Genomic DNA, 26,358 nt, shown 5'->3' with positions numbered 1-26,358 from the left:
TCGAACGGTTCCGCTGCCGCGCAAGATCCGTGACGCACAGGAAGAGGCGGGCATCGCCGAGCGGTGTGTCGCCACCGATGGGGCCGACGCCCCGCTCGAGCTGTGCGACGCCACCGTCGACGCGACGATCTACAGCTCTCCACGCATCGAGGCCGGCGGCGGCGACGCCGCGCCCGTCAACGGCGTCGGACCCGGCGTCGTCGGCTTCACCGACGACCGTCTCGACTGCGAGACGATGCCGATCGACGACTGGGTCTATGCCGGCCAGACGTTCAGCGATGTTTTCACCAGCGCCCAACAAGACACGCTTCGCGGCGCGTTCCCGACCGGCGTCTGCGACTACAGCCGCCCCGGGAACGGGTTCCAAGCAGCGCTCACGTGGCTCCGCTACCAGGACAGCGCCGGTGCCGTGGTCTACGGCGGAGTGCCCATGGGCCCGCCACCGGTGTCGGTGTACTTCGCTCCGACACGAACTGCGCCATCGCCGACAGCCGCACGCGACGGACTGCCGGCCACTGGCGGCGACCCCCGCCTCCCCGTTCTTGCGGCACTGTTGCTTGCGGGGTTCCTCCTTCGGAGCGTCACCCGCCCGGCCTGACCCGCAGTGTTCGATGCGTCGGGGTCGAGAGCTCGCTCCCGACGCTGCCGCGAAGTGCCGTCGGGGGCGCGAGATAACGGCCGCTCCAAACACCGGCCCAGCCAAACACGCCCGCCGTCCCTAGCGGCGCTTCTGCGAGCGACTCGCGCTGGACACCTCCAGGACATCAAGAACCGCGGCAGCGACCGACGCTGGATCAACGACTCCATGGAGGTGGCCGGCTGAGAACCGCTCGACCGGCCAACCGAGTTCCTCAGCCTCTGATGCGCTGGGCTCGTAAGAGGCGCTCAAGCGGACATAGCCACACGTCGCGGGCCATCGTTCGACGGCGTGGATCTCTTGCAGGAAGTAGTCCAACGACAGCGAAGGCATCTCCTCAGTGAGCTGCGCCCGTACCGCCGGATCTGGAACGAGAGCTTCCATCGTTTCCGGGCCCCACCACGAGGACCATGGTGGCAGGCGCCCCTGCGAGGAGATCGAACTGAGGAAACCGAAGAACGCGGGGTCCGCCAGCGGGACCTCGCCCTTCCTTGGCGGCAGGTGAGCGTCGACGAAGCAGAAGGCTGTCACCGGCGTGCTCACTCGGTGAGCGATCGCAGGCAGAAGCATTCCGGCACCGCTATGTCCAACTAGTACAAGCTCCGAGTCCGGGATCTGACGTGCAGCACTGTCAGCGATCGCCGCGATGGTTGCCTGCTTCTCCGCGGCACCCCGTAGATCCGGGACGGTCGCCTCGCGGCCACGGTTGTTGAGCTCCTCGGCGACGCGATGCCATGACGACGGGCCCACCAGCGGGCTATGGATGAGGACGACCACCGGCACGCCAACAGCCTGTCAGGAAACGTAGCAAGAACGAGACCCGTCCCTAACGGCGTTTCGGAAGTTGGCGCCCCGGGCTGGACCGCCTCCGTCCGCATCGCCAGGCGGGAGCCGGTTCACACCCCGAAGGCGAGCGCGCTGATGTCGCCATCGGCGTCGTATCCGTGCTCGAGCATCCATCGGACTGATCCCAGCCGCCGCCAAGACCAGTACCCGCAGATCCGGTCACGATCGACGGCCAGGCCGTAGCCGTCGAGGACCGCCTCGAGGTGTTCGTCATGTCCCACCGTGAGCACAGCGAGGTCGTAGTGGCGGTCGCCGATCCCAGTATCGCCCCAGTCGATGACCCCCGCGATCTCGGTGTCCGTCGTGATGAAGATGTGAGCAACTTGGAAGTGCCTTGATTGAACACGTCGCCGATGCGGACGACGGCACGTTCGCCGTGTGTGATGACCAGGTCGGCGAGCACCCACGGATGATGTCGCATCCGGAGGGCTTCCAGATGCGATTAGGGAGGCGTCGGATCCTGGGACCACCCTCCTCGGCCGGTTGAGCCGGTCCAGTGAGACGACGAGGTCGACCAAGGGGCCGGTCCCCGGCACCTAACACCCGCGCCGAAAAACGGCTGCGTGACGTCGGCAGACCGCACCGAGCGGCACTTCGCGCGCACGGCCAAGTCCCTTGGCCCGCGTACTCAGCGGCGGCGCTCTCTCGGAGTCTCGGCCGCTGGACCTCGCCGAGGGGCGTGCTGCAAGCCGCCTGGTGGGTCGGATCGATCCGGCGGGCCATCGGAGATCTGCCCGCGCTCGTGGATAGAGTCCTCTTCGATGCGCTCCTTTGACTGATGCTGTTCGGCACGTTCGCCGCCCCCGAGGTTCCCGAAGTCCCATCTTTCACTTCGAGACTTCAAGGAGAGCAAACGTGTCTGGCAGCACCAACCAAGGCTCACCGGCCCCCACAAGTCCGCCGCATGGCTTCGGCGATGACGAGCGAAGTGTGTTCCTTCGTCGCCGGCCACCCGCGAGCACGCTGCGATGGGTCGAGCAACGGCTCGGCGAACGCGTGACGCGGGTCGAGGCGCGCCGAGGTGGCAGCTCATCGGCTATTCACGCGTTGACCGTCGGCGACTCCCGCGTCATCTTGCGGCGGTACGTCATCCCCGACGTGATCGAAGAAGAGCCCGACATCATTGACCAGGAGCGCCGGGCCCTCCGCGTGCTGGAACGCTCGGCCGCGGTGACGCCCAAGGCGATCCTCAGCGATGAGACGGGTGTGCATGCTGACGTTCCCGCCCTGGTCATGTCCTGCCTTTCGGGACGTGTCAACTGGACCCCAGCGAACATCGAGGGGTGGCTCCGCCAACTGGCAGAAGCGCTGCCGCCAATCCATGCCACTCCCCATGAGGCGGATGACGGCATCCGCGCCTTCCGCCCGTACAGGCCCGACCGCTGGGAGCCGCCGCCGTGGTTGCGCGACCGGTCGATCTGGGATCGGGCGGTCGCGGTCTTCCATGCTCCCCCGGCCGACGATGCCGAGGCCTTCATCAACCGCGACTACCACCCGGGCAACGTGTTGTTCCGCCGCGGCAAGGTGACCGGCGTCGTCGACTGGCAGTCGGCGGCGATCGGGCCGCCCTCTGTCGACGTTTCACATTGCCGCGGCAACTTGATCGGTAGGTTCGGCCTCGAGGTGGCGGATCGCTTCACGAAGGTGTGGCAGGACGTGAGCGGCGAGGTCTACCACCCGTGGGCGGAGGCGGCGATGGCCATCGACGCGCTCGGCTGGCACGGCACCTCGGGGAGGCCACACCGGGAACGACAAGACCTCGAGACGTCGATCGCCCGCGCGCTCGCGGAACTCGGGGCATGAGCCTCGACGACCATGTGATGGGCCAGACATCGGGCGAAACGCCCGACCGCACTGAGTCGTCCACTGAACCCACGGCCAGCCTCCTGGTCGTCCCCTCGGCAGAAACGATCCCATGAAGAGGGACGAACGCCATCAGCCCGTTGCGTCGGGTCCCTCCGCCGCGGCTCGTGACTCGCGGGCGGCGCCGGCGTAGATGCCCTTGGCCATGAGCGACGTCTCGGCGTCGCGGCGGGCCTGGTAGACGCGGGCGCGGACCTCGTGGACCTCGGCGTCGGTCGGGTCGGCGTCAGCTGCCAGCTCGGCGAGGTGGCAGGCGAGCCGCAGGTCGCCGGCGTCGGCCAGCTCGCCGGCCCGACGGGCGAGCAGCAGGGCCCCGCCTGCGAGGGTCGCCACCTCGCGAGCCACGTCGGCCCTCGGCGCCGGCTTCAGGCTCGAGGGGTCGCCGTCCCACCAGCCGCCGTAGAGCCGCCAGATGTTGCGCACCACGAACTCGGGCTCGTCGTAGAGGGGCCGCAGCCAGGGGCGCTCCAGCACCTCGGGGCCGACCCGCACCTCGTGGAGGACCGTGTCGAGGGAGGCGCCGTCGTTCATGAGGGCGAGGGTGTCGGCCACCAGCGTCTCGAGGGCGGCAGCGATCTCGCCGAGCACCAGGGCCACCCGGTCGGCGCCGCCGATGGGGAGCCCGTGGGCGGGCAGCAACAGCTCGGGACCCATGGAGGCCATCTCCCGGAGGACCTGGGCCCACTCGAGAGGGTAGCGCTGCACCTTCTGGGGGTTGCCGGCGTTGGGGAAGTTCCAGATCACGAAGTCACCGGCGCAGATGGCCCGCGAGGCCGGGAGCCAGGCCCAGAGGTGGTCGTCGGTCTCTCCCCGGCCGTGGCGCAGCTCGATGGCGGTGCCGCCCACCGACAGCGAGAGGTGGTGGGCGAAGGTGGTCGTCGGGGCAGCTACGTCATCGGGGAGGAACCGTTTGGGGGCCCCAATCCCGAGTCCGGCGCGACGGGAGACGCCACCGAACTGGCGGGCATTGATGGCTCGGTTCCAGCCGTCGGTCCGCCGGTAGCGGTCGAAGCGGGCCGCCACCGCTTCGTGGGCCGCGACCCGGGGCGGACGGTGGCCCCGCTCGCGGGCATCCGCGAGGAGGGCGCCGCTGCCGCCGACGTGGTCGACGTGGCCGTGGGTGTAGACGAGGGTGTCCACCGGATCGGTGCGCCAGGTGCGCAGGGCGGTGGTGGCTTCCGCCCCGGTGCCGACGCCGCTGGCGTCGAAGCAGACCAGGCCGTCGCCGGTATCGATGCTCACCACGTGGGAGAACGACTCGACCACGGCGATGCCGTCGGCGACTTCGGAGAGCTCCTGGGTCACCCGGTTCACGGGTTCGTCGGCGACCCCGCTGTCGATGATGCGGGACGAGAGGGCGAGCAGGTCAGCCACGGGACCACCTCCAGCGTGGGTTGGGTCGGTGACGAGCATCGCGCAGCGTCAGGTGAGCCGCGTCAGGTCGTGACGACGGCTTTGCCCCAGGTCTTGCGGTCGAGGGCTTCCTCGCCGAGCGCTGCTGACCGGCGAGAAGCGGCAATCGAAGGGCCTTCCTCCTGCAGCCTGTGCAATCGTCAGCTCATGGATCTCCTCACCCGGAAGGCGGCCCCTGGGGACGGCGCAGCGATCGCCGGCGTCGTGGCCGACGCGTGGCGCAGCGGCTATCGCGGCATCCTTCCCCAGGGGTTCCTCGACCGTCTCGACTTCGCAGACCGTGTCGATGTCTGGGAGGACAGCATCCGAGCGGCGTGGAACGACGGCCGACCAGTCGATGGTCCCGAGCACGGTCCGGAGATGTTCGTTGCCGACCGCTCGGGCGAGGTCGTCGGCGTGACGACCGTGGGAGCAAGCCGAGATGAGTCGGTGCCCGACGGAGGTGAGCTGTGGATGCTCAACGTCGCTGCGGCGCACTGGGGCAGTGGGGTCGGCACCGCGCTTCTCGACACGGCAAGGCACGCGCTGGAGCACCGAGGCTTCCATCGCCCGCTCCTCTGGGTGTTCGAAGTGAACGAGCGAGCGCGATCGCTCTATGAGCGCAGCGGGTGGCAGCCTGACGGCGCGACTCGCCACCTGGAGATCGCTGACCAGGAGCTGCTCGAGATCCGAATGCGCCTCTAGTCGCCCGAAGCGCCTGAAGCGATGCAATGGCCGATCAGCGCTGGATGGTGCGGTAGTCGCGGCCGAGGTCGTCCATCGCGGCACGGATCCCCGGACCATCGTCTCCGCTCCAGACGCACAGCGGCGCATCGAGGTGCTCGGAGGCGGCAACGGACTCCGCACCGAGCGTGGAGACCCGGTGGACCGCCGCGATCTCGGCCATGCGGTAGGCGATGGTTCTCATGGGCACGATCTCGACGCTTGCCGGCAACGTCAGGAGCTTCGAGCCCAGCACGCGGCGTTGTTCAGTCGTCCATCCGCCGGTGAGCGCCCCACCCCGAGACGACACCACGCTCTTGGCGAGCCGATACAGGTACAGGTTGGTGGTTGCAGGTTCGTGGTCGCGGAGAACACCCTCGAGACCCACGGGCACGCTGTCGGCCAGGAGGTCCCGCAGGAGGTGGTCATCGAGGAGGGCTCGTGTCACGTCGTCGCGAGGTCGGGATCATCATCGAGTGACCGGACGAACTCGGCGTGTTGGTCGCGGCCGACCAGATCCCCCAACAGCTTCCGGCCGGAGCCCTTCGGCACCGTCAACACACCGAAGCCGAGATCGATCACATCGACGGGGCCACCGCCATCGAGGTTCCATCGATGGCGAGCACCTGCCGGCAGCGACATCTGACCGGACGCAGAGACGAGGTACTCCTGAACACTCATGTCCAGCAGTCTACTTGGTGACGCACAACCGATCACCAAGCGTCAGCTGCGTCGATCTGGTGGGTCGACGGCGACGAGTGTCGGGCTGGACAACGCCGAGCCATCCACCAAACGCCCGGAGCTTGTCCACCAACGCTGGGGCTCCTCCCGCTGGTTGTGCCGCTGCGCTTCCTCCGCCGGCGTGAGGTCCGCCGGTAGGGTGCCGTCGTGATCGTCGGCGTGCTCGGGCTGGGACGCATCGGTGCGACCCACGCCGCGAACCTGGCGGATCTCCAGGGCGTGGAGATCGTGGCGTTCGACCCAGATCCGGCAGCGGCGGAGCGAACCGTCTCGACCACCGGCGCGCGAGCGCTGCCCGATCGTGACGCCGTGCTCGGCGAGGCCGACGCCGTCGTCATCGCCACCCCGACCGCCAACCACCCCGACGACCTCGCGGCGGTGGCGACAGCCGGACTGCCCATGTTGTGCGAGAAGCCCATCTCGCTGGACCTGGCGTCGACGGCGACGGCGCTAGAGGTCGTGGCGCGAGCCGGTGTCGAGGTGCAGATCGGGTTCATGCGCCGATTCGACGCCGGCTTCGTGGAGATGCGCAGGCTCGTCGAGTCCGGCGACCTCGGGGACGTCTACCTCGTGCGTGCCGCGAGCCACGATCACGTCCCGCCGCACGAGTCGTACCTCGACCAGTCCGGCAGCGTGTTCCGCGACATGCACATCCACGACTTCGACGCGGTGCGGTGGTTGACGGGGCGCGACGTCGTCGAGGTGTACGCGGCGGGCTCCGTCCTCGTCGACGAGATGTTCCGCCGGCACGGCGACGTCGACATGTCCGCCCTCGTCCTCGTGCTCGAGGGTGGCGTCCTGGCGTCGATCACCGGTGCGAGGGCGAACCCGCTCGGCTACGACCACCGGACCGAGGTCATCGGGTCGCACGACGCGGTGTGTGCCGGTTGGAACGAGCGGACACCGCTGCGATCGGTGGATCTGGACGGTGGTCGCCCCCCGATCGCGCCGTACCCGGCGTTCTCGGAGCGGTTCGGACCGGCGTACCGCGCCGAGGTCGAGGCCTTCGTCGCGCTGGTCCGGGGAGAGGGTGAGAACCGGAGCCCAGGGCACGCCGCGCTCGAGGCGCTCCGTGTCGCCGTTGCGGCCGACCGATCGCTCGCCGAGCATCGACCCGTGGCGGTCGCCGAGATCACACCGTGAGGCCCCAAGGCTTCAGCCGAGGCTGACGGTGCCTCCGGAGCAGCCGCGCCTGGTGACGTCCACCTTCGCCGTGGTCACCGGCGCCGCCTTGGTCACGTTCATCTCGGTCGGGATGCTGATCCCGGTCCTGCCCCGCTACGTCGATGGGCCCCTGGGTTCCGGCAGCGCCGGGGTGGGGCTGGTGGTCGGCTCGATCGCGTTCGCGGCGGCGGTGGCCCAGCCGGCGCTGGGCCCGCTGAGCGACCGGCGGGGCCGGCGCCTCCTCGTGGTCGCCGGCGCCGCCCTGATGAGCCTCTCGATCAGCGGCTACGCCCTGGCCACCTCGCTGCCGGCCCTGGTGGCACTGCGTCTGGTGACGGGGGTGGGGGAGGCGGGCGTCTTCGTCGGCGCCGCCACCGCAGTGAACGACCTGGCGCCAGCCTCGCGACGTGGAGAGGCCGTCAGCTACTTCTCGGTCGCCGTCTATGGCGGCCTCGCCATCGGCCCGCTGGTCGGGGAGGTGCTCCTCGAGGCGCGCGGCTTCACCACGGTGTGGCTCACCGCGGCCGGCTTCGCCGCCGCCGGTGGCCTCCTCGGCCTGTGGACCCCACCGCCGGCCGCCCGCCGCGACCCGGCGGTGCGCTCACCTCGCTGGCAGCTGCACCGGGCCGGGCTGCCGCCAGGGGTGATCCTCTCGCTGGCCGTGGTGGGGTTCGTGGGCTTCGCCGCGTTCGTGCCGCTGTACGTGGCAACGATCGGCCTGGCGGGGTCGCGCTTCGTCTTCGCCCTCTACGCCGTCATCGTCCTGGTGGTCCGCATCTTCGGCGCTCGGATCCCCGACCGGCTGGGGTCGCTCAGGGGCGCCACCGGCGCGCTGTCCTCGATCGCCGCTGGGATGTTCGTGACCTCGGCGTGGGCGGCCCCTACCGGGCTGTACCTGGGCACGGTGCTGCTCGCCCTCGGGATGGCTCTGCTGTTCCCCGCCCTCATGCCGCTGGTGGTCGACCGTGCCCCGCTGGCGGAGCGGGGGTCGGCCACCGCGACCTTCACCACGTTCTTCGACCTGTCCCAGGGCATCGGGGCCGTCGTCCTCGGGGTGGTGGTGAGCCTCACCGGCTACGGCGCGGCGTTCGCGGTGGCGGGTTGCCTCTCGCTGCTGGGCCTGGTGCTGCTCCACCGCTGGTTCGGCGGGGAGCCGGCGCCCTCGGTCGGTGGTGCCGACCGACCCGCTCGGTAGCGCATCGCTGAACTTGACAGTATGCACTGTGACAGTCACAGTAGCACTGTGACTGATCGAGGGATGACGGTGGTCGAGGAGGGCGCGGCGCTGAGCGTCCAGGAGCTCGCCGACCGCACCGGCGTTTCGGTGCGCACCATCCGCTACTACCAGGCCGAAGGCCTCCTCGACGCGCCGGTCCGGTCGGGTCGCGAGGTCCGCTACGGCGACGGTCACCGCCGTCGGCTCGAGGCCATCACCGAGCTCCAGCACCGCGGCCTGCGCCTCACGGCGATCCACGAGATCCTGCGCCACGGTGACGGCGCCGCCGCCATCGCCGGCTGGCACGGCCTCGGTGAGGCGCTGGCCCGACCGTGGAGCGACGACGCCCCCGCCCTCGTCGCCGAGGACGACCTCGCGGCTCGGCTGGCCGGCCTCCCCTCGGGGACCCGTGAGGGACTGGAGCGGACCGGCGTGGTCGAGCGCCGTGCGGACACGACACCCGTCGTCTACCTCGTGCCCAGTCCGGGGATGCTCGACGTCGCCGTCGCATCGCTCCGCCTCGGGCTTGACCTGGAGGTGGGGATGCGGATGCGGGACCTCCTCCAGGCGCGCCTGCGCGCCACCGCCGAGGAGCTGGTGGCCCGCTTCACCGAGGAGGTCAGCGTCGCCCACCTGAGCACCGAGGGCCCCGACGCGCTCGCCGGCCTGCTCGACCAGCTCCAGCCGCTGACCCGGCGCACCGTCGACCTCCTCTTCGCCCACGAGATGGAGCGGGCGCAGCGTGCCCTCCTCGACGACCTCGCCGCCGCTGCCGAGGCAGGCCCCGCCAGCCCAACCGACTCCCCCGAAGGGACCTCACGATGACCGCCACGACCGCGCCCACCCCGCCGGTGCCAACCGCAACCCAATCCGCGAACCACGTGCGCGTGGCCATCGTCGGCACCGGCTTCGCCGGCCTCGGCGCCGCCATCGCCCTCCAGCGGGAGGGAGTCGAGCACACCATCCTCGAGCGGGCCGACGACGTCGGCGGCACCTGGCGCGACAACCGCTACCCCGGCTGTCGCTGCGACGTGCCCTCGCACCTCTACTCGTTCTCCTTCGCCCCCAACCCCGACTGGAGCGAGACCTACTCGCCTCAGCCCGAGATCTTCGCCTACCTCCGCCGCACGGCTGAGGAGCACGGTGTGATCGAGCGCATCCGCTTCGGTCATGAGGTTCGCGAGGCCCGGTGGGACGCCGCCGCCCAGCGCTGGGCGATCGACACCGCCGCCGGACCGATGACCGCCGACGTCCTCATCCTCGGCAACGGCCCGCTGGCCGAGCCGGCGATCCCCGACCTCCCCGGCCTCGACACCTTCGAGGGCACCACCTTTCACTCCGCGACCTGGCGTCACGACCACGACCTCGCCGGCGAGCGCGTCGCGGTCATCGGCACCGGTGCGTCGGCCATCCAGTTCGTGCCTGAGATCCAGCCGGTCGTCGGCCACCTCACCCTGTTCCAGCGCACCCCGCCGTGGGTGCTGCCGCACCGGAACCGGCGGATCTCGCCCGCCGAGCGCGCCCTCTACCGCCGGGTCCCTGCTGCCCAGCGGGCGGTGCGGTCGATGGTCTACTGGTCGCGCGAGCTCTTCGGGACCTCCCTGCTCCGAAACGCAAAGTCGCTCGACGGCTTGGAGCGCATGGCCCGCAAGCAGCTCCACGAGCAGGTCCCCGATGCCGAGCTCCGGGCCCGACTGACCCCCGACTACAAGCCCGGGTGCAAGCGCCTGCTGCTGAGCAACGACTACTTCCCAGCGCTCGGCCAGCCCAACGTCGACGTGGCGAACGAGAAGATCGTCGGGGTCCGTCCCCACGCCGTGGTGACCGCCGACGGCGTCGAGCACGCCGTTGACACGATCATCTTCGGCACCGGCTTCCACGTCACCGACAACCCGGTGGCCAACCGCCTCCGTGGGGTGGGCGGCACCACCCTGGCCGACCGGTGGGCGTCGACCGGTGCCCAGGCCTACCTCGGCACGACGGTGCCGGGCTTCCCCAACCTCTTCCTGCTCGCCGGCCCCAACACGGGGATCGGCCACACCTCGCTGGTCGTGATGATCGAGGCCCAGCTGGCCTACATCACCGACGCCCTGCGCCTCATGGACGAGACCGGCGCGGCCAGCGTCGATGTCCGGCCCACGACGTTTGCCGCCTGGTCGGAGGAGATCCAGGCCAAGGCGGCCGGCACCGTGTGGAACTCCGGTGGCTGCGCCAGCTGGTACCTCGACGCCGAGGGCCGCAACACCACCCTGTGGCCCGACCACACCTACAAGTTCCGGGCGCGCACCCGCCGCTTCGACGCCAGCAGCTACGAGCTGACCGCGCCGCCCGTCCCGACCGAGACCACCGTTCCTACCACTACCACCGGAGGTGCCCGCTGATGGGCCGCACCGCACACATCGAGATCCGCGGCGCCGTGGCGCTGGTCACCGGCGCCGGCAGCGGCATCGGCCGTTCCACCGCCCTCGCCCTCGCCGGACGGGGCGCCACCGTCCTGTGCGCCGACATCGACGGGGAGGCGGCCGAGAAGACGGCAGCGACCTGCGGGGAGCTCGGCGCCCCTGAGGCCACCGCCCACACCATCGACGTGGCCGACCGCGGGGCGGTCGAGGACCTCGCCGCCGAGGTGCGGTCCGCCCACGGCGCCCTCGGCGTGCTCGTCAACAACGCCGGTGTGGGCATGAGCGGCCGCTTCGCCGACATGTCGGCCGACGACTGGTCCTGGATCCGCAGCGTCAACCTCGACGGTGTGGTCAACGGCTGCGCCGCCTTCGGGCCGGCGATGGTGGCGCGTGGTCGTGGACACGTGGTCAACCTCTCGTCGGGCCTCGGTTACACGCCGACCGCGACCGAGCCCGCCTACGTGACCACCAAGGCTGCGGTGCTCGCCTTGTCGCAGTGCCTCCGGGCCGACTGGGGGCCTCGTGGGGTGGGCGTCACCGCCGTGTGCCCGGGCGTGATCAACACCCCGATCATCGACCACACCCGCTTCCTGGGCGACCAGGACGATCCTGAGGCCAAGCGCCGAACGGCCAAGATCTTCCAGCGGGGCCACAAGCCCGAGAAGGTCGCCGCCGCCATCATCGACGCCGTGGAGCGCGACCGGGTGGTGGTGCCCGTCGGCTTCGAGGCCCGCATCGGATGGTTCCTCCACCGTTTGGCGCCTCTCGCCCTCCAGCAGGCCGTGGCCCGTGGAGGTCGTCGCTGATGGCTCCCAGTCGCCGGACCCTCGCCCTCACCGCCACGCTCGCCGCTGCCGGAGTCGCCGCCGTCGCCGCTCGCCGGGCCGACGCCCGCTGGGCTGCCGCGGAGGACCCCTGCCGGCCCGAGGAGCGCCTGCTGCCCGCCGGGGAGGCCCGCACCGTCATCACCGACGACGGCGCCGAGCTGGCGGTGACCGACGCCGGCGCCGGGCCGACGATCGTCCTGGCCCACGGGTGGACCAACGCCCGGGAGCTGTGGGCCCCGGTCGCCCACCGGCTCCTCCGCTCCGGCCACCGGGTCGTGCTCTACGACCAGCGAGGCCACGGCTCGTCGACGGTGGGCTCCGACGGCTTCACCATCGCCCGCCTCGGCGCTGACCTGGCGGCGGTGCTCGAGCAGCTCGACCTGCGCGGCGCGGTGCTCGCCGGTCACTCGATGGGCGGGATGACCATCCAGGCGCTGGCCTCGCACCACCTCGATGTCCTCGACGAGCGGGCCACCGCGATCGTCCTCGTGAGCACCGCTGCCTCCGGGCTGAGCCAGGGGACCCGCGACGCGACCGCGGCGACGGTGGTCGCCAGCCCCCGGCTGGCTCGTGCGCTTGCCTCGCCCGTCGGTCACGCCCTCGTGCGAGGTTCGCTGGGGAAGATGGTGTGCCGGAACCACCTCGTGCTCACCCGCGACCAGTTCCTCGCCTGCCCTCCAGAGACCCGGGCCGGTCTGCTCACTGCCATGCAGGCGATGGACCTCCGCGAGGGCATCGCCGCCATCGGGGTGCCGGTCACCATCCTCGTCGGTCCCCACGACCGGTTGACACCGCCAGGTCGGGCGGCAGAGCTGGCCGACGTCATCCCCGGGGCAGAGCTGGTCACTCTGGACGGCTTTGGTCACATGCTCCCGATTGAGGCCCCCGACCAGGTGGCGGCGGCCATCGAGGCCGCAGCAATGGAGGCCGCTTCCGCGGCATGAGCCGGCGGCGTCACCGCGACCCGAGCAAGGATTCGCGGTGTTCGCGGTTGATCGCGGCATCTCTCGCGCACTCATGTGCACCGGTCCGTCCAGCGACCGGCAGGTGAGGGGAGTGGCGATGCAGGCACGACGCAGTCTGGCGGTGGTGATCGGGGTCCTCCTCGTAGCCGGTCTGGTCGTGGCGGTGAGCGCCGACGGTGGCGACGACACGGCGCCGGTGACGGCTGCCCTGGGGACCGGATCCGAGACGGCGGGAGCGGGCGCGCCCTCGGCGTGGCGCCTCCGAGCGCGACAGCCTGACCCCGTCGTCGAAGCCGGCGAGGGCCGACCGGACCCGGCGGTCCCGCCCACACCTGTCGCCGTGGCGCCGGTCTCGCTGCGGGCCGCCGGCACCTGTCAGGAGGTCCTGGCCGACCTCAAGCGAGAGGGCCTCGAACGGGTCACGCCCTGGGGGCTGCCGGGGATCGGCGGCGCCGCCACCATGCCCGAATCGAGCGCCGACGGGTCAGGCGGAGGACAGGCGACGGCGGGGTCGGGTGGTGACGGGGGGTACTCGACCACCAACGTGCAGGAGCAGGGGGTCGACGAGCCCGACATCGTCAAGAACTCGAGCACGCGCATCGTCACGCTCTTCGACGGCCACCTGCGCGTCCTCACCCGCGAGGGGAGCGGGCTCGCGGTCGCGTCCACGGTGGCGCTGGGCGTGGGGTACGACGCCGAGATGCTCCTCGTGGGCGACCACGCTGTGGTGATCAGCCGGGTGCGGGCCGATCGGCCGGCGACACGAGTCGTCGTCGTCAACGTCGGCGACGCCGCGGCCGCCACCGTCACCAGTGACGTGACCGTGTCGGGGCACCACGTGTCGGCTCGGTCGGCCGACGGGGTGGTCCGCCTCGTCGTGGCCAGCGACGGGCCCTCGCTGCGCTTCACCCACCCGGCGGGACGAGACGACGCAGCGGTTGCCGAGGCGCTCGCCCGCAACCGGGAGGTCGTCGACCGTTCCTCCCTCGGCGACTGGCTTCCCGAGGTGGCAACGCCGGCCGGGTGCGGGGGCGTCCTCACCCCGGGGACCTTCTCCGGGTTCGGGACCACCACGGTGCTGACCCTCGACCCCGCAGCCGGCGAGCTGGTGGACTCGACCTCGATCGTCGCTGCCGCCCATGAGGTCTACGCCAGCAGGAGCCACCTCTACGTGGCGGCAGGGGTGTGGCCGGACGACGGGCGCGCGCGCCCCGGGGACGAGGTGACCCACGTCCACCGCTTCGACGTGCGCCAGCCCCACCGCACTCGCTACGAGGCGTCCGGTGCGGTCGCCGGTCACCTCCTCCGCCCGTTCCTCGGCGGCGGCGGCGGCAACTTGGCGCAGTGGGCCATGTCCGAGCACGGCGGCGACCTGCGGGTGGCAACGACGCTCGGGGATGGCGACGCCAGCACCAGCACGGTGACGGTACTCCGCCAGGAGGGCGCAGCCCTGGTGCCGATCGGCGCCGTCACCGGGCTCGGACCGACCGAGCGGATCTACGCCGTGCGCTTCATGGGCGACCGTGGCTACGTGGTGACCTATCGCCTGGTCGACCCGCTCTACGTCATCGACCTCGCTGATCCCCGCGCTCCCAGGGTGCTCGGTGAGCTGAAGGTCCCGGGGTTCTCGGCCTACCTGCACCCCGTCGGCGACGGCATCCTCCTCGGGATCGGCCAGGACGACCCGGACGAGGACGGCATGGTCGACGGCACCCAGGTCTCGCTCTTCGACGTCACCGACGCCACCCGCCCGCGGCGCATCGCCCACCTCCGCCTGGGCGAGCGGGGTACGTTCTCGGCGGTGGAGAACGACCACCGGGCCTTCACGTGGTGGCCGAGCCCGGGGCGCGCCGTCCTGCCCCTGTTCGACGGCCGGGGCTTCGACGGAGCGGTCGCCCTCGAGGTCACCACCTCGTCGATCTCCGAGGTGGGCCGCGTCGAGCACCGCACCGGTGAGGACGGGACCTGCACGGTGTCGATCCGCCGGTCACGCGTCATCGACGGTGCCCTCTACACGTTCTCTGCCGCAGGGGTCCGCGTCGACGACCTCGACGACCTCCGGCCTCTGTCCGCCCTCGAGTACGACGACGCCGTTCGCTGCGAGCCGCCCCCCGAGCCGCCGCCGTCGTCCACGACCACCACGACGACGCCCGGGTTGCTCCCCGGGCCCGGCAGCTGACGCCGGCCGTGTGTTCGCGGTGAGCGATGACGCGGCCTGGCTGCGCGCGGCTGCCACCGGCGACCACGCTGCCGTCCGCCGCCTCCTCGACGAGGCCGGACCGGTGCTCTACGGCTACGTGTTCGCGAGGGTGGGCGGGGACGATGAGGCGGCCGCCGACATCGTCCAGGACACGTTCCTGGAGGCCATGCGTGGCGCGTCGTCGTTCCGGGGCGACTCGGCGGTCACGACCTGGCTGTGCTCGATCGCGTCCAGGCGCCTGGCGCGCCACTACGAGGCCGAGCGACGGCAGGCGGAGGCGCGTCGCGGCCTCGCAGCGGTGCCCGAGCCGCCGGAGAGCACCGGCTTCGACGTGATCACCGAGCGCGACGCGGTGGTGCGTGCGCTCGGGCGCCTGTCGGTCCCGCACCGGCAGGTCCTGGTGATGAAGTACCTCGACGGCCGCGCCGTCGCCGAGATCGCTGCCGACCTCGGCCGCACGCGCGTGCAGGTCCAGTCCCTCCTCCAACGGGCGCGCGACGCCCTGCGCGTCGAGCTCGAGGTGGCGACGTGAGCGAGCGGGACCTCGCCGAGCTCTTCGAAGGGATCGACCGGCCGCGTCCGCTGCCGCCCCTCCTGAGAGCGGACCTCGAGATCGGGCTCACGGGGGTGGCGCCCGTCCTCGTCGGTGCTGAAGCGGCCCGGCCGGTTCCCGAGGATCTCCGCCAGCGGCTCGAGGCGTCCCTTCTGCCCGCGCCACCCATGCCGCGTCGCCTCCACCGGCGGGTGACTGCCAGCCTCGCCGGTCCGCCGCCCGCCCTCGTGCGCCTGACCGCCGCAGCCGCCGCGATCGTCGTCCTCGCCGGGCTCCTCGTGACCGCTGGCCGCGACGCCACCGACGATCGGGTGGCGACGTCGCCCACCGCACCGGTCGAGCCCCGGGCCGGGGTGGACAGGGAGGGGTTGCCCGGTCCCGACGGCGCCGGTCCGGCACCGGGGGCGCCGGAGCCTCCGCCGTTCGTGGCGCTCCCGCCACCGGGCGCTCCGGAGGGTGGGGCATCCCCGTCGGCCGGGGGTCAGGCCGGCGGACAGGCCGACGCCGGCGGCGGGGGTGGATCCGGCGGGGACGTGTCGGCCGGCCCGACCGCGGGCGGGGCGGATGAGCTGCTCGTGGTCCTCGACGGCGACGGCTCCGTGGCGGCCGAGGGGTTCCGGGCCTACCTGCGGCTGCTCAACGAGGCCGGAGGGGTCGGCGGCCGGCCTGTTCTCACGGTGGGCACCGATGGCCCCACCTCGGGGGCGGTGGCGTCGGTGAACCTCGGCGCCGCCGCCGTGGCCGCCGACGGCGGTGCGATGCCGCCGTGGGTCGAGGGCGTGCTGTTCGAGACCCTGCACGTCACCGACGCGCCGCTGCGGGGCGCTGTCACCTCCCTCGCCAGTCCGCTCGAGGCCCAGGCCCGCCTCGCCGTGGCCCGCGCCTACCCGTCATCGGGTGTCGGCGAGCGTGCTGCGGTCTACGTCGACGCGGCGTCGCCGTGGGGCGAGGTGGCGGGGGCGTTCGAACGTGCCCTCCGCGACCGCGGGGTCACGCCGCTGCGGGTCCCGTTCGACCGAGGCGCGCCGACGCTCGTCGCCGCCGACGCCGCCTTCCTCGCCCTGCCACCGGACGCGGTCGCCGCCTGGCTGGCCGTGGCGTCGGGACGCCCACCGCCACGGTCGGGGACGTGGGGTGTGGGCTCGGCGTGGATCGATGCGTCCGTCGACGACGCCGCGGCGGCGGCCTTGCAGGTCCTGTCGCCCTATGCGCCGGCGCGCGGCGAGGAGCTCGACGCCCTGCGCGACGCGCTGGGCCACCCGCTCTCGGCCGAGGCAGTGCACGGCTGGGTCACCGCCAAGGCCATCGCCTTCCTGCTCTTCGACAACGGCGGGGCGGTCCTCGACGAAGCGTCGCTCGACCGGCTGGTGGGGTGGTCGTCGTCGTGGTCACCGCCCTTCGAGGTGCGGCCGGGGACCCGGGCGCGCACGCCCGAGGCGGTGCCCCTCCGTCCCGAGCAGGGGGCCTTCCGGGCCGACGGGCCGTTCGAGCGCGCCCCGTCGTGACCGATGGTCCCTCCGGCCCCTCAGCCCTCCTCGGTGAGGAAGTCGATCAACGACTCCACGGCGCCGACGAACGACGGCTCGAGGTCGGCGTAGCTCTCAACGCTGGCCAGGATGCGTCGCCACAGCGCACCGGGGTGGTCCTCGTCGAGGGCAGCGCAGATGCCCTCCTTCCACGGACGGCCCTTGGGCACCACCGGCCACGCCTCGATGCCGACCACGTGCGGTCGGACGGCCTGCCAGACGTCGACGTAGGGCGTGCCAGTGACGAGGACGTGCGGGTGGGTGACCTCGGCGACCAGTCGTGCCTCCTTGCTGCCCGGCACCAGGTGGTCCACGAGGATCCCCAGGCGCCGGCCCGCCGTCGGGGCGAAGGCCCGGACGACGCCAGCCACGTCGTCGAGGCCGTCGAGGCGCTCGACCACGATCCCCTCCACCCGGAGGTCGTCGCCCCAGACGCGCTCGACGAGGGCGGCGTCGTGGATCCCCTCCACGAGGATCCTGCTGGCCCGCGCCACCTTGGCCGGCGCCGGACCGACCGACACGGATCCCGAGGCGGTGCGCGCTGGCGCTGACGAGGCGGAAGTTGGCTGGGGGCGGACCAGGCTGACCACCCGCCCGTCGACGCTGAACGCTCCGGGCGCCAAGCGGAAGAGGCGCTCGCCGCCGGTGGGCGTGCGCAGCACAGCGGCGTCGCGTTCGACGCGGATCACCGCGCCCCGCATCCCCGTGGCACGGTGGACGACCCGCAGGCCGGCGGTGGCCTCGACGTCGGGGTACGCCGCACGGGCGCGTTCGGGCCCGTCGACCGGTCCGCTCAGGATGCCGCCACGCCGTCGCCGCTCCATGGGCGGGCGAACCTAGACCACGAGGGTCACTTGGTGAGGGAGGCCAGGATCTCGGCGCAGGTCTGACAGACGGGGTACTTCTCGGGGAGGCGGTTCGGCACCCAGCGCTTGCCGCAGAGGGCGACGACGGGCTCTCCGGTGACGTTGGAGCGCACGGCATCGACCTTGTTCACGTAGTGCGCCATGCGCTCGTGGTCGCCGTCGTCGAGATCGGGCTGGACGGGCGCGACCTCGGTGGTGGTGTCGCTCATGGGCTCCATGATGCCCCAGCGACGCGGCACCGCGGGTGCGGCGGGCAGGTCTGCACTGTTCGCGGCAGCGGCCGTGCGACGATGGGCGGGTGAGCGAGGAGACCGACCGTCCCTCCCGGGCCGACGGGTGCCCGGAGTGCGGCACCCCCGTGTGCCCCCGCCCGGCCGACGACGCCCGACGCACCGCCGCCCTCGAGCGGGGCTCGTGCACCGGGTGCGGCCTGCAGCTGGTGCGCAACCGCGACGCCCCCTGGCGCGAGATCCGAGGCTGAGGTCACGCCCCGCCGGCGCAGCCCTTCTCGCCGTCTTTCTTGACCCACGGGTCAAGTCGAGGGCTATGGTGTCGGCAACTGGTCGCCACGAGCGGCTCGCGCGACACCAGCACAGGGGGATGCCAATGCCGTACGCCGAGGGGCGCGTCTTCTACGACGCCGACAGCCACCTGATGGAGCTGGGCGACTGGCTCGCCGGCTACGCCGATCCCGACATCCGGGAGAAGCTCCGGCCGATCACGGGTGCCCCCGGGTTGAGCGAGCTGCTCGACAAGGCCCAGGCCCGCGCCGCGGCGCGCGCGGAGGACCCCGAGGCGCTGGCCAAGGGCGAGGAGCGCCTGATGACCGACAAGGGCTGGCTGGCCATGGGAGCCTTCGACCCCGCCGAGCGGAGCCGGGTGCTCGACCTCCTCGGCTTCGAGGCCCAGCTCGTGTTCTCGACCTTCGCACCGGTCCAGTACGGCGGGCGTGACCTCGACCTCCTCTACGGCGGCACGCTCGCCCACAACCGGGCCGTGGCCGACTTCTGTGCCCACGACGAGCGCCTGCTCCCGGTGGCCAACGTGCCGCTGGTCGACCCCGACCGTGCCCGGACCGCGCTCGATGAGGCCCTCTCCCTCGGTGCCGCAGCGGTCATGGTGCCCTCCACAGCGGCGGGCGACCGCTCGCCGACCCACCCCGACCTCCACCCCTTCTGGGCGACCCTCGAGGAGGCAGGGGTCCCGTTCGTGAACCACATCGGTGGCGGCGGCAAGATCCTCGACCGTGCCTTCCACAACAACGACATGCCGGTCGTCGACCACCTTGGCGGCGGCGAGAACATCCGCGCCAAGGACTACATGGCCGTCCACCACTCGCCCGAGGTCTTCCTCGCGGCGATGATCCTCGACGGGATGTTCGACCGCTTCCCGGACCTGCGGGGCGGCTGCATCGAGCACGGTGCGCTGTGGGTCCCCTCGTGGATGCGGCGGCTCGACCTGGCGGTGAAGTCCTTCGCCCGCACCGAGGAGCCCCTCCAGCGACTCGAGCTGGCGCCGTCGGAGTACGTCCGCCGGCACCTCAAGTTCACCCCCTTCCCCGACGAGCCCGTCGACTGGCTCATCGAGCAGGGCGGCGCCGAGCTCTTCCTCTTCTCGTCCGACTACCCCCACCCCGAGGGCGGCCGCGACCCGCTCCGCAAGTTCCGCGGGTGCCTCGAGGGCGTTGACGACGAGGCGCAGGAGCGCTTCTACGCGGGCAACTTCGCCGAGATGATGGGGATGGCCCCGGTGACGGTGGCGGCCTGATCGCCGCGCCTGACGGAGGGCCGACTAACGGCCGCTGACGGAGAAGTGCATGTAGTCCTTCGACGAGCGCCAGTCCCCGCCCCAGGACCAGCCCACGGCGGCGAAGGCCTCGACGACCGGGCCGCCCGCCTGGATCATCCCCGGACGGTCGTCGGCGCGGTCGACGTAGGTCGAGGCCAGCTCCGGGATCACCATGTCGTCGCGCACGTAGGGGTTGTGGAACGGGTTGATGTCGACCGCCCGGCCGTAGGCGTGCTCCGACCAGGTCGGGTCGGCGGCTCTCGAAACCCGGCACACGAAGGCGCCCGTGTTGTTGCCGTCACCGGTGGGGTGGGCATCGAGCTCGTGAGCCTCGGTGATGCGCATCTCCTCGATGGGGAAGCGCGCCTCGTGGACTCGGCGGAACACCTCGACGACGTCGTCGGCGTGGTCGGCGTGGACGAGGAGCTCGCCGGTGTGGTGCAGCCCGTCGAAGCCCCAGTGCGACACGTTCAGGTACCGCAGCTCGTCGAGGCCGACAGGGCAGGTGTCGTTGTACGTGGATCGGGCGACGACGTCGGGTGCCACGACGCTCACGCTCGAGGCATAGCGGTCGTCGGCGGGTGGGGGCAGCTCGGAGGGCGTGGCGAGCGCCCGGGGGTCGAGCTCGGGTGGGGTGGGCTGGATCTCGCCGAGCCCGTCGGGCCGAAGGGGGAGCTCGCGGGTGCCGAGCCACGCCGGGCGGGCGAAGGCGGGGTCCACGGGCTGGGTCGTCTCCTCGAGGGCCTCGCTGTCGGTCTCGGCCGCCGGTCGCGCCTCGGTGGTGGTGGGTGCGGGCGTGGTGGTGTCTGCGACCCGCTCAGGGGCGGCATCGTCGCCGCCGCCGCAGGCCGTGGCGAGCAAGGTGAGGGCGACGCCTACGGCGGTGTTGCGGAGGGGGAGGGGAGACCACATCGCCTGACGACGGTACCGGTGCCCGCCGTCGATGCGACCGCGCCCTGGCGGCGCTACCTCGGCCCGATGGTGGCCACGTGCATGACCGGGTGGCCCTCTTCGTCGGAGGCGACGAGGTCGACGTGGAGCCGCAGTGACCAGTCGTGGTCGCCGTCGGGGTCGGCGAGGACCTGGTGCACGTCCCAGTGGTCGGGGTGCTCCTCGACCTGGAACAGGGCCGGGCCGCGGGCGTCGGGCCCGGTGCCCACGGCCTCGTGCTCCTCCCAGTACGGGTTCATTGCGGCTGCCATGTCCTCGACCGCCATGGCCTCACCGGCGTCGAGCTCGGCGATGGAGCCGTAGCGGCGACGGGCCAGCAGCTCCACCCGGCGGAAGGCGTCGTTGCGCACCATCACCCGGAAGGCCCTCGAGTTCTCGGTGACCTTCGGGGGCTCCTCGGGGAGGCGGACCGCGGTCGGGTCGGCGGCCATCTCCTCCACCGCCACCTCGGGCTGGCGGAGGCGCTCCCACTCGTCGACCAGCGAGGAGTCCACCTGGCGGATCATGGCGAGGAGCCACTCGGTGACGTCGTAGACCTCATCGGTCTTGGCGTCCTCCGGCACGTTCTGCACCAGGCCCTTCCAGGCGTCGGTCAGGTAGCGCAGCACCAGGCCCTCGGAGCGGGCGAGGCCGTAGTGGTCGATGTACTCAGCGAAGGTCATGGCCCGCTCGTACAGGTCGCGGGCGATGGACTTCGGCTTGATGTCGTGGTCGGCGACCCAGGGGTGCAGTGCCCGGTACTCGTTGAACATCCCGTAGATCTCGTCCCGCAGCGGCTTGGGGTGCTCGAGCTGGTCGAGCACCTCCATGCGCTCCTCGTACTCCATGCCTTGCATCTTGAGCTCGGCGACGACCTCGCCCTTGAGCTTGGAGAGCTGGGCCATGAGCACCACGTTGGGGTTCTCGAGCGTCGCCTCGACCATCGTCAGCACGTCCATGGCGTACGCCGGCGCCTCCCGGTCGAGGTGGCCGATTGCCTCCAGCACGAACGGCGACAGCGGCTGGTTGAGGGCGAAGTCGGCCTGCAGGTCGACGGTGACCCGCACGGTGCGACCGTCGGGGTCGGGGCGCTGCAGCTGCTCGACGACACCCGACGAGACGAGCGACCGGTAGATGGCGATGGCCCGCCGGATGTGCCGTCGCTGGGCGGGGCGCGGGTCGTGGTTGTCGACGAGGATGCGCCGTACGGCCGCGCACCCGTCGCCGGGGCGGTCGAGCACGTTGAGCAGCATCGAGTGCGACACGCCGAAGCTCGACGTGAGGCGTTCGGGCGGGGCCGACACGATCTTCTCGAAGGTGTCGTCCGACCAGCTCACGAAGCCACGCTCCGGCGGCTTCTTGCGGACCAGCTTCTTCTTCTTCTTGGGGTCGTCGGCCGCCTTGGCCACGGCCACCTCGTTGGCCACCACGTGCTCGGGCGCCTGGACCCACACCGTGCCCGACGTGTCGTAGCCGGCCCGTCCGGCCCGACCGGCGATCTGGTGGAACTCCCGGGCGCTCAGCAGCCGCGAGGAGGTGCCGTCGTACTTGCACAGCTGGGTCATGAGCACCGTGCGGATGGGGACGTTGATGCCGACGCCGAGGGTGTCGGTGCCGCAGATCACCTTGAGGTGCCCCTCCTGGGCGAGCTTCTCGACCAGGAGCCGGTACTTGGGGAGCATCCCGGCGTGGTGCACGCCGATGCCGTGGCGCACGTAGCGCGACAGGTACCTTCCGAACCCCGGACCGAAGCGGAAGGCGCCGATGGCTTCGGCGATGGCCGCCTTCTCCTCCTTGGTGCACATGTTGACGCTCATGAGGGACTGCGCCCGCTCGGCGGCTGACGCCTGGGTGAAGTGCACGACGTAGACCGGTGCCCGCCCGGTCTCCAGCAGCTCCTCGAGGGACGCGAGCAGCGGCGTGCGGCGGTACTCGAAGTCGAGTGGTACGGGCCGCTCCACGCTGGTGACCGTGGCCGTCGCCCGGCCGGTGCGCTCGGTGAGCTCGCGCTCGAAGCGGCTCACGTCGCCGAGCGTGGCCGACATGATCACGAACTGTGCCTGGGACAGCTCGAGCAGCGGGACCTGCCACGCCCAGCCGCGGTCGGGGTCGGCGTAGAAGTGGAACTCGTCCATGACGACCTGGCCGACATCGGCGGTGGCGCCCTCGCGCAGGGCCCGGTTGGCGAGGATCTCGGCGGTGCAGCAGATGACCGGTGCCCCGGGGTTCACCGACGCGTCGCCCGTGACCATCCCCACGTTGTCGGAGCCGAGCTGGCGGCAGAGGGCGAAGAACTTCTCCGACACGAGCGCCTTGATCGGCGCGGTGTAGACGCTGCGTCGTCCCTCGGCCATGGCGGCGACGTGCGCCCCGAGGGCGATGAGGGACTTCCCCGACCCGGTGGGGGTGGCGACGATCACGTTGCTCCCGGCGTAGGCCTCGAGCAGGGCCTCTTCCTGGGCCGGGTAGAGCTCGATGCCCTCCGACGCCACCCAGGTGGTGAACGCCTCGAACGCGGCGTCGGCGCCGCAGCCGGCCGGCAACAGGTCGGTGATGGTGGGGGCGGTGGAGGTCATCGGCAGGCAGGGGAGGCGATGTCTCGACGGTAGCGACGTCGCGGCCGGTCGGGTGCAGGCAGACTCGGGTGATGGCCGATCCGGTGCTGATCAGCGACCCGGGCGACCCCCGGGTCGCCGAGTACGTGGGCCTCACCGACGCGGCCCGTCGCCGCCTGGGGGCTGGCACGTTCATGCTCGAGAGCGAGCTGGTGGTGCGCCGGGCCATGGCCGCCGGGGTGGCCCTGCGGTCGGTCCTGGTGACGCCGCCGCGGCTGGCGACGCTGGCTGACGACCTGATCGACCTCGACCCCGACGTGCCCGTCTACCTGGCCGACCAGGCGGTGATGAGCGCGGTGGCCGGCTTCGACGTCCACCGCGGGGTGCTTGCCTCGGCCGACCGGCCGGCGGCCTCGACCGTGACCGACGTGGTCGCCGGCCACGACCGCATCGCCGTGGTGGAGGGCCTCACCGACACCGAGAACCTGGGCGCGGTGTTCCGCAACGCCGCCGCCCTCGGCGTCGGCGCCGTCGTCCTCGACCCGGCCTGCACCGACCCGCTCTACCGCCGCACCGTGCGCGTCTCCATGGGCTACGTGCTGGCGACGCCGTGGGCGCGAGCCGACGCCTGGCCCGACGCCCTCCATGACATCCGCTCAGCGGGGTTCCGGTTGCTGGCCCTGACCCCGCAGGGCGCCGAGCCGCTCGACGATGTGGCGGCCCGGCCGGGCGAGCGCCTCGCCATCATGCTCGGGGCCGAGGGCCCCGGCCTCAGCGAGGCCGCCCTGGCCGCGGCCGACCAGCGCGTCGCCATCCCGATGGCCGAAGGCGTCGACTCCCTCAACGCGGCCACCGCCGCCGCCATCGCCTTCCACCACCTCCGCCCGCCGCGCGGTTAACGCAGGTCGAAGCCGACCTCGAAGCGCTCCACGGCGGTGGCGAAGATGCTGGCTTCCAGCTCGAGGGGCCCGAGGGCGTGGAGGTTGGTGAAGCGCCGGGCGAGCTCTTCGAAGAGGATGCGCAGCTCGAGGCGGGCGAGGGGGGCGCCGACGCAGACGTGGGGTCCGAAGCCGAACGCCACGTGGTTGTTGTGGGCGCGGGCGACGTCGAAGCGGTACGGATCGTCGAAGACGGCCTCGTCGCGGTTGGCGGAGGGGTACAGCAGGATCACCCGGTCGCCGGTGGCGACGGCGGTGTCGGCGATGGTGGCGTCGGCCGTCGCGGTTCGGAAGAAGTTGTTGAGGGGGGTGACCCAGCGGATCAGCTCCTCGACGGCGTGCGGCACGAGGGCGGGGTCGGCGGCGATCGCCTCCCACTGCTCGGGGTGCTCGCAAAGGGCGGCGATCCCGCGGGCGATGACCGTGCGGGTGGTCTCGGCCCCGCCGGAGATGAAGAGCCCGGTCTCGTGGAAGATGGTCTCGCCGCTCATGGGGCAGCCACCGACCTCGGCGTTGGCCCACACCGAGACCAGGTCGTCGGCCGGCTCCTCGCGGCGCGCCGGCACCACGTCGTCGAGCACGGCCTGGAACTCCTGGCACGCCATGATGAGGTCCATCGCGACTTCGGGCTCGCGCGTCATGCGGTCGATGCGCATCAGGCGCTCCGACCACGATCGCACCTCGGGCCAGGCGTCCTCGGGGAAGCCGAGCAGGTGGGCGGTCAGCTTGCAGGGCAGCGGGGCGGCGAGATCACCGACGACCTCCATCCGTCCGGCCTCGGCGATCGAGTCGAGCAGCCCGGTCACCATCGAGCGGATGGTCTCCTCGTGGCGCAGCACGGCTTTGGGGGTGAACCGGCGGGCGACGAGGGCCCGCTGCTCGGCGTGGCCAGGGTCGTCCTGGGCGATCATGTTGCTCTCGGACGGGCTGTGGAACGAGCGGTAGCCCTGGCCGCTGACGAAGACCTTCGCCCGCCGCTCCACGTCGATGACGTCGGCGTGGCGGGTCACCGCCCAGAGCGCGTTGGCCTCGTCGCGGTAGACGGGCTCGTTGGCCCGCATCCAGCGGAACGCCTCGTGCATGGCGTCGAGGTCGACGTAGAAGCTCGGGTCGAGCAGGTCGGCCGTGGGGCGGTCGGTGGTGGTCGGCGCAGTGACTGACATCGTCGTCAGCCTAGGCGATCGGACCGTCGTCCCGGGGGCCCGTCGAGGAGCTACACCGTCTCAAGGAGCGCCGACGCCAGTCGTCTGCCGGTACTCCCTTGGAGCGCTCCCGTAGCGATCCTTGAACGCGTGGCAGAAGTGGCTGCCGTCAGAGAACCCCCAGCGATGAGCGATCGCAGAGATGGGCAGGTCGGTGTCGACGACGTCGCAGCGAGCGCGAGCCAGACGACGGGCCCGAATCACCTCTCCGAGCGTCTGACCGACGTCGCTGAACGCGCGGTTGACGGTGCGGCGTGACACGCAGTGCGCTGCGGCGATGGTGTCGAGTCCCACATCGCCGTGGGGGAGGTTCCGGTCGATGTAGCGTTCGATGACGGCACGCAGAGCAGGGCGTGCCATCGCTGTCGACGGCACGCCAGCCTCGCTGCGCATCGCCCCGCCGAACAGCTCCAGCGTGGCGTTTCGAGCGGCACTGACCGCGACCGGCTCCAAGTTCGCCAGGGAGCGGATGGCCTCGAGGTAACCGGTCAGGAGCTGCGTCGCAGGCGATGCGCCGTGCAGGACCGTGCCGGCCTGCAGCCACGCGCGCGCGTTGACCTCGTCCAGCGCGGCACTGGGGATCAACAGGCTGCGCTTCGTCAGCCGCTCCCACACCGCGAACTTGGCGGGCATGGTGCTGTCCCAGGCCACGACATCGCCGGTCTTCAGATTGGCTTCGGCGCCACCCTGGCTCACCGTCTCGGTCCCGTTTCGGATGATGAGCACGACGGCGAACTCGCCGTCCGTCGCCGCGATCTCAGCATTGCCGCGTGTGCCCGAACACGGGTCGCAGACGCAGTCGACCACTGCGAGGTCGTCGAATCGCCGCCGCTCCGCGGTCGCATGGAACGGCAGTCCGGTCTCCCCACCGACCGAGAGGATCCTCCACGGCAGATGCGTCTCCGAGACCATCGCCTGCCACTGATCATGAAGGCTGGGACCAGCCGATGGATCCGTGCTCCAGCACTCAGCGCCGTCGGTCCTGCTGACCATGTTCGCGACGCTGCTCATGTCGCACCCTCCG

General features: G+C 71.7%; 26 protein-coding genes. 15 read left to right on the top strand and 11 right to left on the bottom strand.

The features are described 5' to 3' along the window. A partial coding sequence (locus VMN58_09635) for a DUF6351 family protein (GenBank protein ID HUF33454.1) occupies positions 1 to 598 on the top strand: 598 nt, incomplete at its 5' end. Positions 599 to 718: 120 nt separating this feature from the next. On the opposite strand, the gene VMN58_09630 is transcribed toward VMN58_09635, so the two are convergent. Continuing rightward, positions 719 to 1,420, bottom strand: coding sequence for an alpha/beta fold hydrolase (locus tag VMN58_09630; protein HUF33453.1), 702 nt, complete (start codon positions 1,418 to 1,420; stop codon positions 719 to 721). Positions 1,421 to 1,533: 113 nt separating this feature from the next. After that, positions 1,534 to 1,890, bottom strand: coding sequence for a phosphotransferase (locus VMN58_09625; protein ID HUF33452.1), 357 nt, complete (start codon positions 1,888 to 1,890; stop codon positions 1,534 to 1,536). Positions 1,891 to 2,413: 523 nt separating this feature from the next. Here VMN58_09625 and VMN58_09620 point away from each other — a divergent pair. Further along, a complete protein-coding gene (locus VMN58_09620) occupies positions 2,414 to 3,286 on the top strand; it encodes an aminoglycoside phosphotransferase family protein (protein HUF33451.1) in 873 nt (290 codons plus the stop codon). 132 nt (positions 3,287 to 3,418) lie between these two features. Here the strand turns inward: VMN58_09620 and VMN58_09615 are convergent, their stop codons facing one another. After that, positions 3,419 to 4,720: an alkyl sulfatase dimerization domain-containing protein gene (locus VMN58_09615; GenBank protein HUF33450.1), complete on the bottom strand. Its 1,302-nt coding sequence runs from the start codon at positions 4,718 to 4,720 to the stop codon at positions 3,419 to 3,421. Positions 4,721 to 4,963: 243 nt separating this feature from the next. On the opposite strand from VMN58_09615, the gene VMN58_09610 reads away from it, so the two are divergent. Continuing rightward, a complete protein-coding gene (locus tag VMN58_09610; protein ID HUF33449.1) occupies positions 4,964 to 5,443 on the top strand; it encodes a GNAT family N-acetyltransferase in 480 nt (159 codons plus the stop codon). Between the two features lie 34 nt (positions 5,444 to 5,477). On the opposite strand, the gene VMN58_09605 is transcribed toward VMN58_09610, so the two are convergent. Next, the gene (locus tag VMN58_09605) at positions 5,478 to 5,909 is read right to left on the bottom strand and encodes a hypothetical protein (protein HUF33448.1); all 432 of its coding nucleotides are present in this window, start codon (positions 5,907 to 5,909) and stop codon (positions 5,478 to 5,480) included. Continuing rightward, complete coding sequence (locus VMN58_09600) at positions 5,906 to 6,142, bottom strand: hypothetical protein (protein HUF33447.1); 237 nt, start codon at positions 6,140 to 6,142, stop codon at positions 5,906 to 5,908. Before VMN58_09600 ends, VMN58_09605 begins: the two co-directional genes overlap by 4 nt. A gap of 207 nt (positions 6,143 to 6,349) precedes the next feature. Between VMN58_09600 and VMN58_09595 the strand changes: the two genes are divergently transcribed. The 9 genes from VMN58_09595 (at position 6,350) to VMN58_09555 (ending at position 17,034) form a co-directional block, all read left to right on the top strand. Then, on the top strand, positions 6,350 to 7,345 hold the full coding sequence (locus VMN58_09595; GenBank protein ID HUF33446.1) for a Gfo/Idh/MocA family oxidoreductase: 996 nt from the start codon (positions 6,350 to 6,352) through the stop codon (positions 7,343 to 7,345). 52 nt (positions 7,346 to 7,397) lie between these two features. Then, positions 7,398 to 8,561 carry an MFS transporter gene (locus VMN58_09590; protein ID HUF33445.1) on the top strand — a complete coding sequence of 388 codons (1,164 nt, stop codon included), beginning with the start codon at positions 7,398 to 7,400 and terminating at the stop codon, positions 8,559 to 8,561. A gap of 48 nt (positions 8,562 to 8,609) precedes the next feature. Further along, complete coding sequence (locus tag VMN58_09585) at positions 8,610 to 9,407, top strand: MerR family transcriptional regulator (protein HUF33444.1); 798 nt, start codon at positions 8,610 to 8,612, stop codon at positions 9,405 to 9,407. Further along, positions 9,404 to 10,963, top strand: coding sequence for an NAD(P)/FAD-dependent oxidoreductase (locus VMN58_09580; GenBank protein HUF33443.1), 1,560 nt, complete (start codon positions 9,404 to 9,406; stop codon positions 10,961 to 10,963). The genes VMN58_09585 and VMN58_09580 overlap by 4 nt, the downstream gene beginning before the upstream one ends. Beyond that, positions 10,963 to 11,790, top strand: a complete 828-nt coding sequence (locus tag VMN58_09575) for an SDR family NAD(P)-dependent oxidoreductase (GenBank protein ID HUF33442.1) — start codon at positions 10,963 to 10,965, stop codon at positions 11,788 to 11,790. Before VMN58_09580 ends, VMN58_09575 begins: the two co-directional genes overlap by 1 nt. Continuing rightward, positions 11,790 to 12,755, top strand: coding sequence for an alpha/beta fold hydrolase (locus tag VMN58_09570; protein HUF33441.1), 966 nt, complete (start codon positions 11,790 to 11,792; stop codon positions 12,753 to 12,755). The genes VMN58_09575 and VMN58_09570 overlap by 1 nt, the downstream gene beginning before the upstream one ends. 118 nt (positions 12,756 to 12,873) lie before the next feature. Beyond that, positions 12,874 to 14,955, top strand: a complete 2,082-nt coding sequence (locus VMN58_09565) for a beta-propeller domain-containing protein (GenBank protein HUF33440.1) — start codon at positions 12,874 to 12,876, stop codon at positions 14,953 to 14,955. Between the two features lie 19 nt (positions 14,956 to 14,974). Further along, positions 14,975 to 15,508, top strand: a complete 534-nt coding sequence (locus VMN58_09560; protein ID HUF33439.1) for an RNA polymerase sigma factor — start codon at positions 14,975 to 14,977, stop codon at positions 15,506 to 15,508. Then, positions 15,505 to 17,034 carry a hypothetical protein gene (locus VMN58_09555; protein ID HUF33438.1) on the top strand — a complete coding sequence of 510 codons (1,530 nt, stop codon included), beginning with the start codon at positions 15,505 to 15,507 and terminating at the stop codon, positions 17,032 to 17,034. Before VMN58_09560 ends, VMN58_09555 begins: the two co-directional genes overlap by 4 nt. A 20-nt stretch (positions 17,035 to 17,054) precedes the next feature. Here the strand turns inward: VMN58_09555 and VMN58_09550 are convergent, their stop codons facing one another. Together VMN58_09550 and VMN58_09545 are read right to left on the bottom strand one after the other, a co-directional pair. Next, the gene (locus tag VMN58_09550; protein HUF33437.1) at positions 17,055 to 17,879 is read right to left on the bottom strand and encodes a DUF3097 family protein; all 825 of its coding nucleotides are present in this window, start codon (positions 17,877 to 17,879) and stop codon (positions 17,055 to 17,057) included. A 26-nt stretch (positions 17,880 to 17,905) separates the two neighbouring features. Further along, positions 17,906 to 18,130 (bottom strand): DUF3039 domain-containing protein, encoded by a 225-nt coding sequence (locus VMN58_09545; protein HUF33436.1) that lies wholly within the window; start codon positions 18,128 to 18,130, stop codon positions 17,906 to 17,908. Positions 18,131 to 18,219: 89 nt separating this feature from the next. Here VMN58_09545 and VMN58_09540 point away from each other — a divergent pair, with 89 nt between their 5' ends. Both VMN58_09540 and VMN58_09535 read left to right on the top strand, forming a co-directional pair. Continuing rightward, positions 18,220 to 18,402, top strand: a complete 183-nt coding sequence (locus VMN58_09540; GenBank protein HUF33435.1) for a hypothetical protein — start codon at positions 18,220 to 18,222, stop codon at positions 18,400 to 18,402. 119 nt (positions 18,403 to 18,521) lie between these two features. Further along, positions 18,522 to 19,688, top strand: a complete 1,167-nt coding sequence (locus tag VMN58_09535; protein HUF33434.1) for an amidohydrolase family protein — start codon at positions 18,522 to 18,524, stop codon at positions 19,686 to 19,688. 24 nt (positions 19,689 to 19,712) lie between these two features. Here the strand turns inward: VMN58_09535 and VMN58_09530 are convergent, their stop codons facing one another. After that, positions 19,713 to 20,621, bottom strand: coding sequence for a M15 family metallopeptidase (locus tag VMN58_09530; protein HUF33433.1), 909 nt, complete (start codon positions 20,619 to 20,621; stop codon positions 19,713 to 19,715). Between the two features lie 53 nt (positions 20,622 to 20,674). Continuing rightward, the gene (locus tag VMN58_09525) at positions 20,675 to 23,215 is read right to left on the bottom strand and encodes a DUF3516 domain-containing protein (GenBank protein ID HUF33432.1); all 2,541 of its coding nucleotides are present in this window, start codon (positions 23,213 to 23,215) and stop codon (positions 20,675 to 20,677) included. Positions 23,216 to 23,286: 71 nt separating this feature from the next. Between VMN58_09525 and VMN58_09520 the strand changes: the two genes are divergently transcribed. Continuing rightward, positions 23,287 to 24,093: an RNA methyltransferase gene (locus VMN58_09520; protein ID HUF33431.1), complete on the top strand. Its 807-nt coding sequence runs from the start codon at positions 23,287 to 23,289 to the stop codon at positions 24,091 to 24,093. Here VMN58_09520 and VMN58_09515 read toward each other — a convergent pair. Beyond that, on the bottom strand, positions 24,090 to 25,295 hold the full coding sequence (locus tag VMN58_09515; protein HUF33430.1) for a cytochrome P450: 1,206 nt from the start codon (positions 25,293 to 25,295) through the stop codon (positions 24,090 to 24,092). The two genes, VMN58_09520 and VMN58_09515, sit on opposite strands and share 4 nt — an antisense overlap. Before the next feature lie 60 nt (positions 25,296 to 25,355). After that, positions 25,356 to 26,345: an AraC family transcriptional regulator gene (locus VMN58_09510; protein ID HUF33429.1), complete on the bottom strand. Its 990-nt coding sequence runs from the start codon at positions 26,343 to 26,345 to the stop codon at positions 25,356 to 25,358. Positions 26,346 to 26,358 lie beyond the last annotated feature (13 nt).

It is taken from the genome of Acidimicrobiales bacterium (assembly GCA_035512495.1).
GTDB lineage: Bacteria > Actinomycetota > Acidimicrobiia > Acidimicrobiales > CADCSY01 > DATKDW01.
The sequence above is the reverse complement of the archived record's forward strand: the minus strand, read 5'-3'. Positions and strand labels throughout refer to the sequence as shown.

Bases quoted from the DNA above. Each gene is read 5' to 3' on its own strand.
- VMN58_09575 (HUF33442.1), top strand. From the start codon at position 10,963: ATGGGCCGCACCGCACACATCGAGATCCGCGGCGCCGTGGCGCTGGTC.
- VMN58_09600 (HUF33447.1), bottom strand. From the start codon at position 6,142: ATGAGTGTTCAGGAGTACCTCGTCTCTGCGTCCGGTCAGATGTCGCTG.
- VMN58_09535 (HUF33434.1), top strand. From the start codon at position 18,522: ATGCCAATGCCGTACGCCGAGGGGCGCGTCTTCTACGACGCCGACAGC.
- VMN58_09510 (HUF33429.1), bottom strand. From the start codon at position 26,345: ATGAGCAGCGTCGCGAACATGGTCAGCAGGACCGACGGCGCTGAGTGC.
- VMN58_09520 (HUF33431.1), top strand. From the start codon at position 23,287: ATGGCCGATCCGGTGCTGATCAGCGACCCGGGCGACCCCCGGGTCGCC.
- VMN58_09550 (HUF33437.1), bottom strand. From the start codon at position 17,879: ATGGAGCGGCGACGGCGTGGCGGCATCCTGAGCGGACCGGTCGACGGG.
- VMN58_09565 (HUF33440.1), top strand. From the start codon at position 12,874: ATGCAGGCACGACGCAGTCTGGCGGTGGTGATCGGGGTCCTCCTCGTA.
- VMN58_09530 (HUF33433.1), bottom strand. From the start codon at position 20,621: ATGTGGTCTCCCCTCCCCCTCCGCAACACCGCCGTAGGCGTCGCCCTC.
- VMN58_09545 (HUF33436.1), bottom strand. From the start codon at position 18,130: ATGAGCGACACCACCACCGAGGTCGCGCCCGTCCAGCCCGATCTCGAC.
- VMN58_09525 (HUF33432.1), bottom strand. From the start codon at position 23,215: ATGACCTCCACCGCCCCCACCATCACCGACCTGTTGCCGGCCGGCTGC.
- VMN58_09570 (HUF33441.1), top strand. From the start codon at position 11,790: ATGGCTCCCAGTCGCCGGACCCTCGCCCTCACCGCCACGCTCGCCGCT.
- VMN58_09515 (HUF33430.1), bottom strand. From the start codon at position 25,295: ATGTCAGTCACTGCGCCGACCACCACCGACCGCCCCACGGCCGACCTG.
- VMN58_09580 (HUF33443.1), top strand. From the start codon at position 9,404: ATGACCGCCACGACCGCGCCCACCCCGCCGGTGCCAACCGCAACCCAA.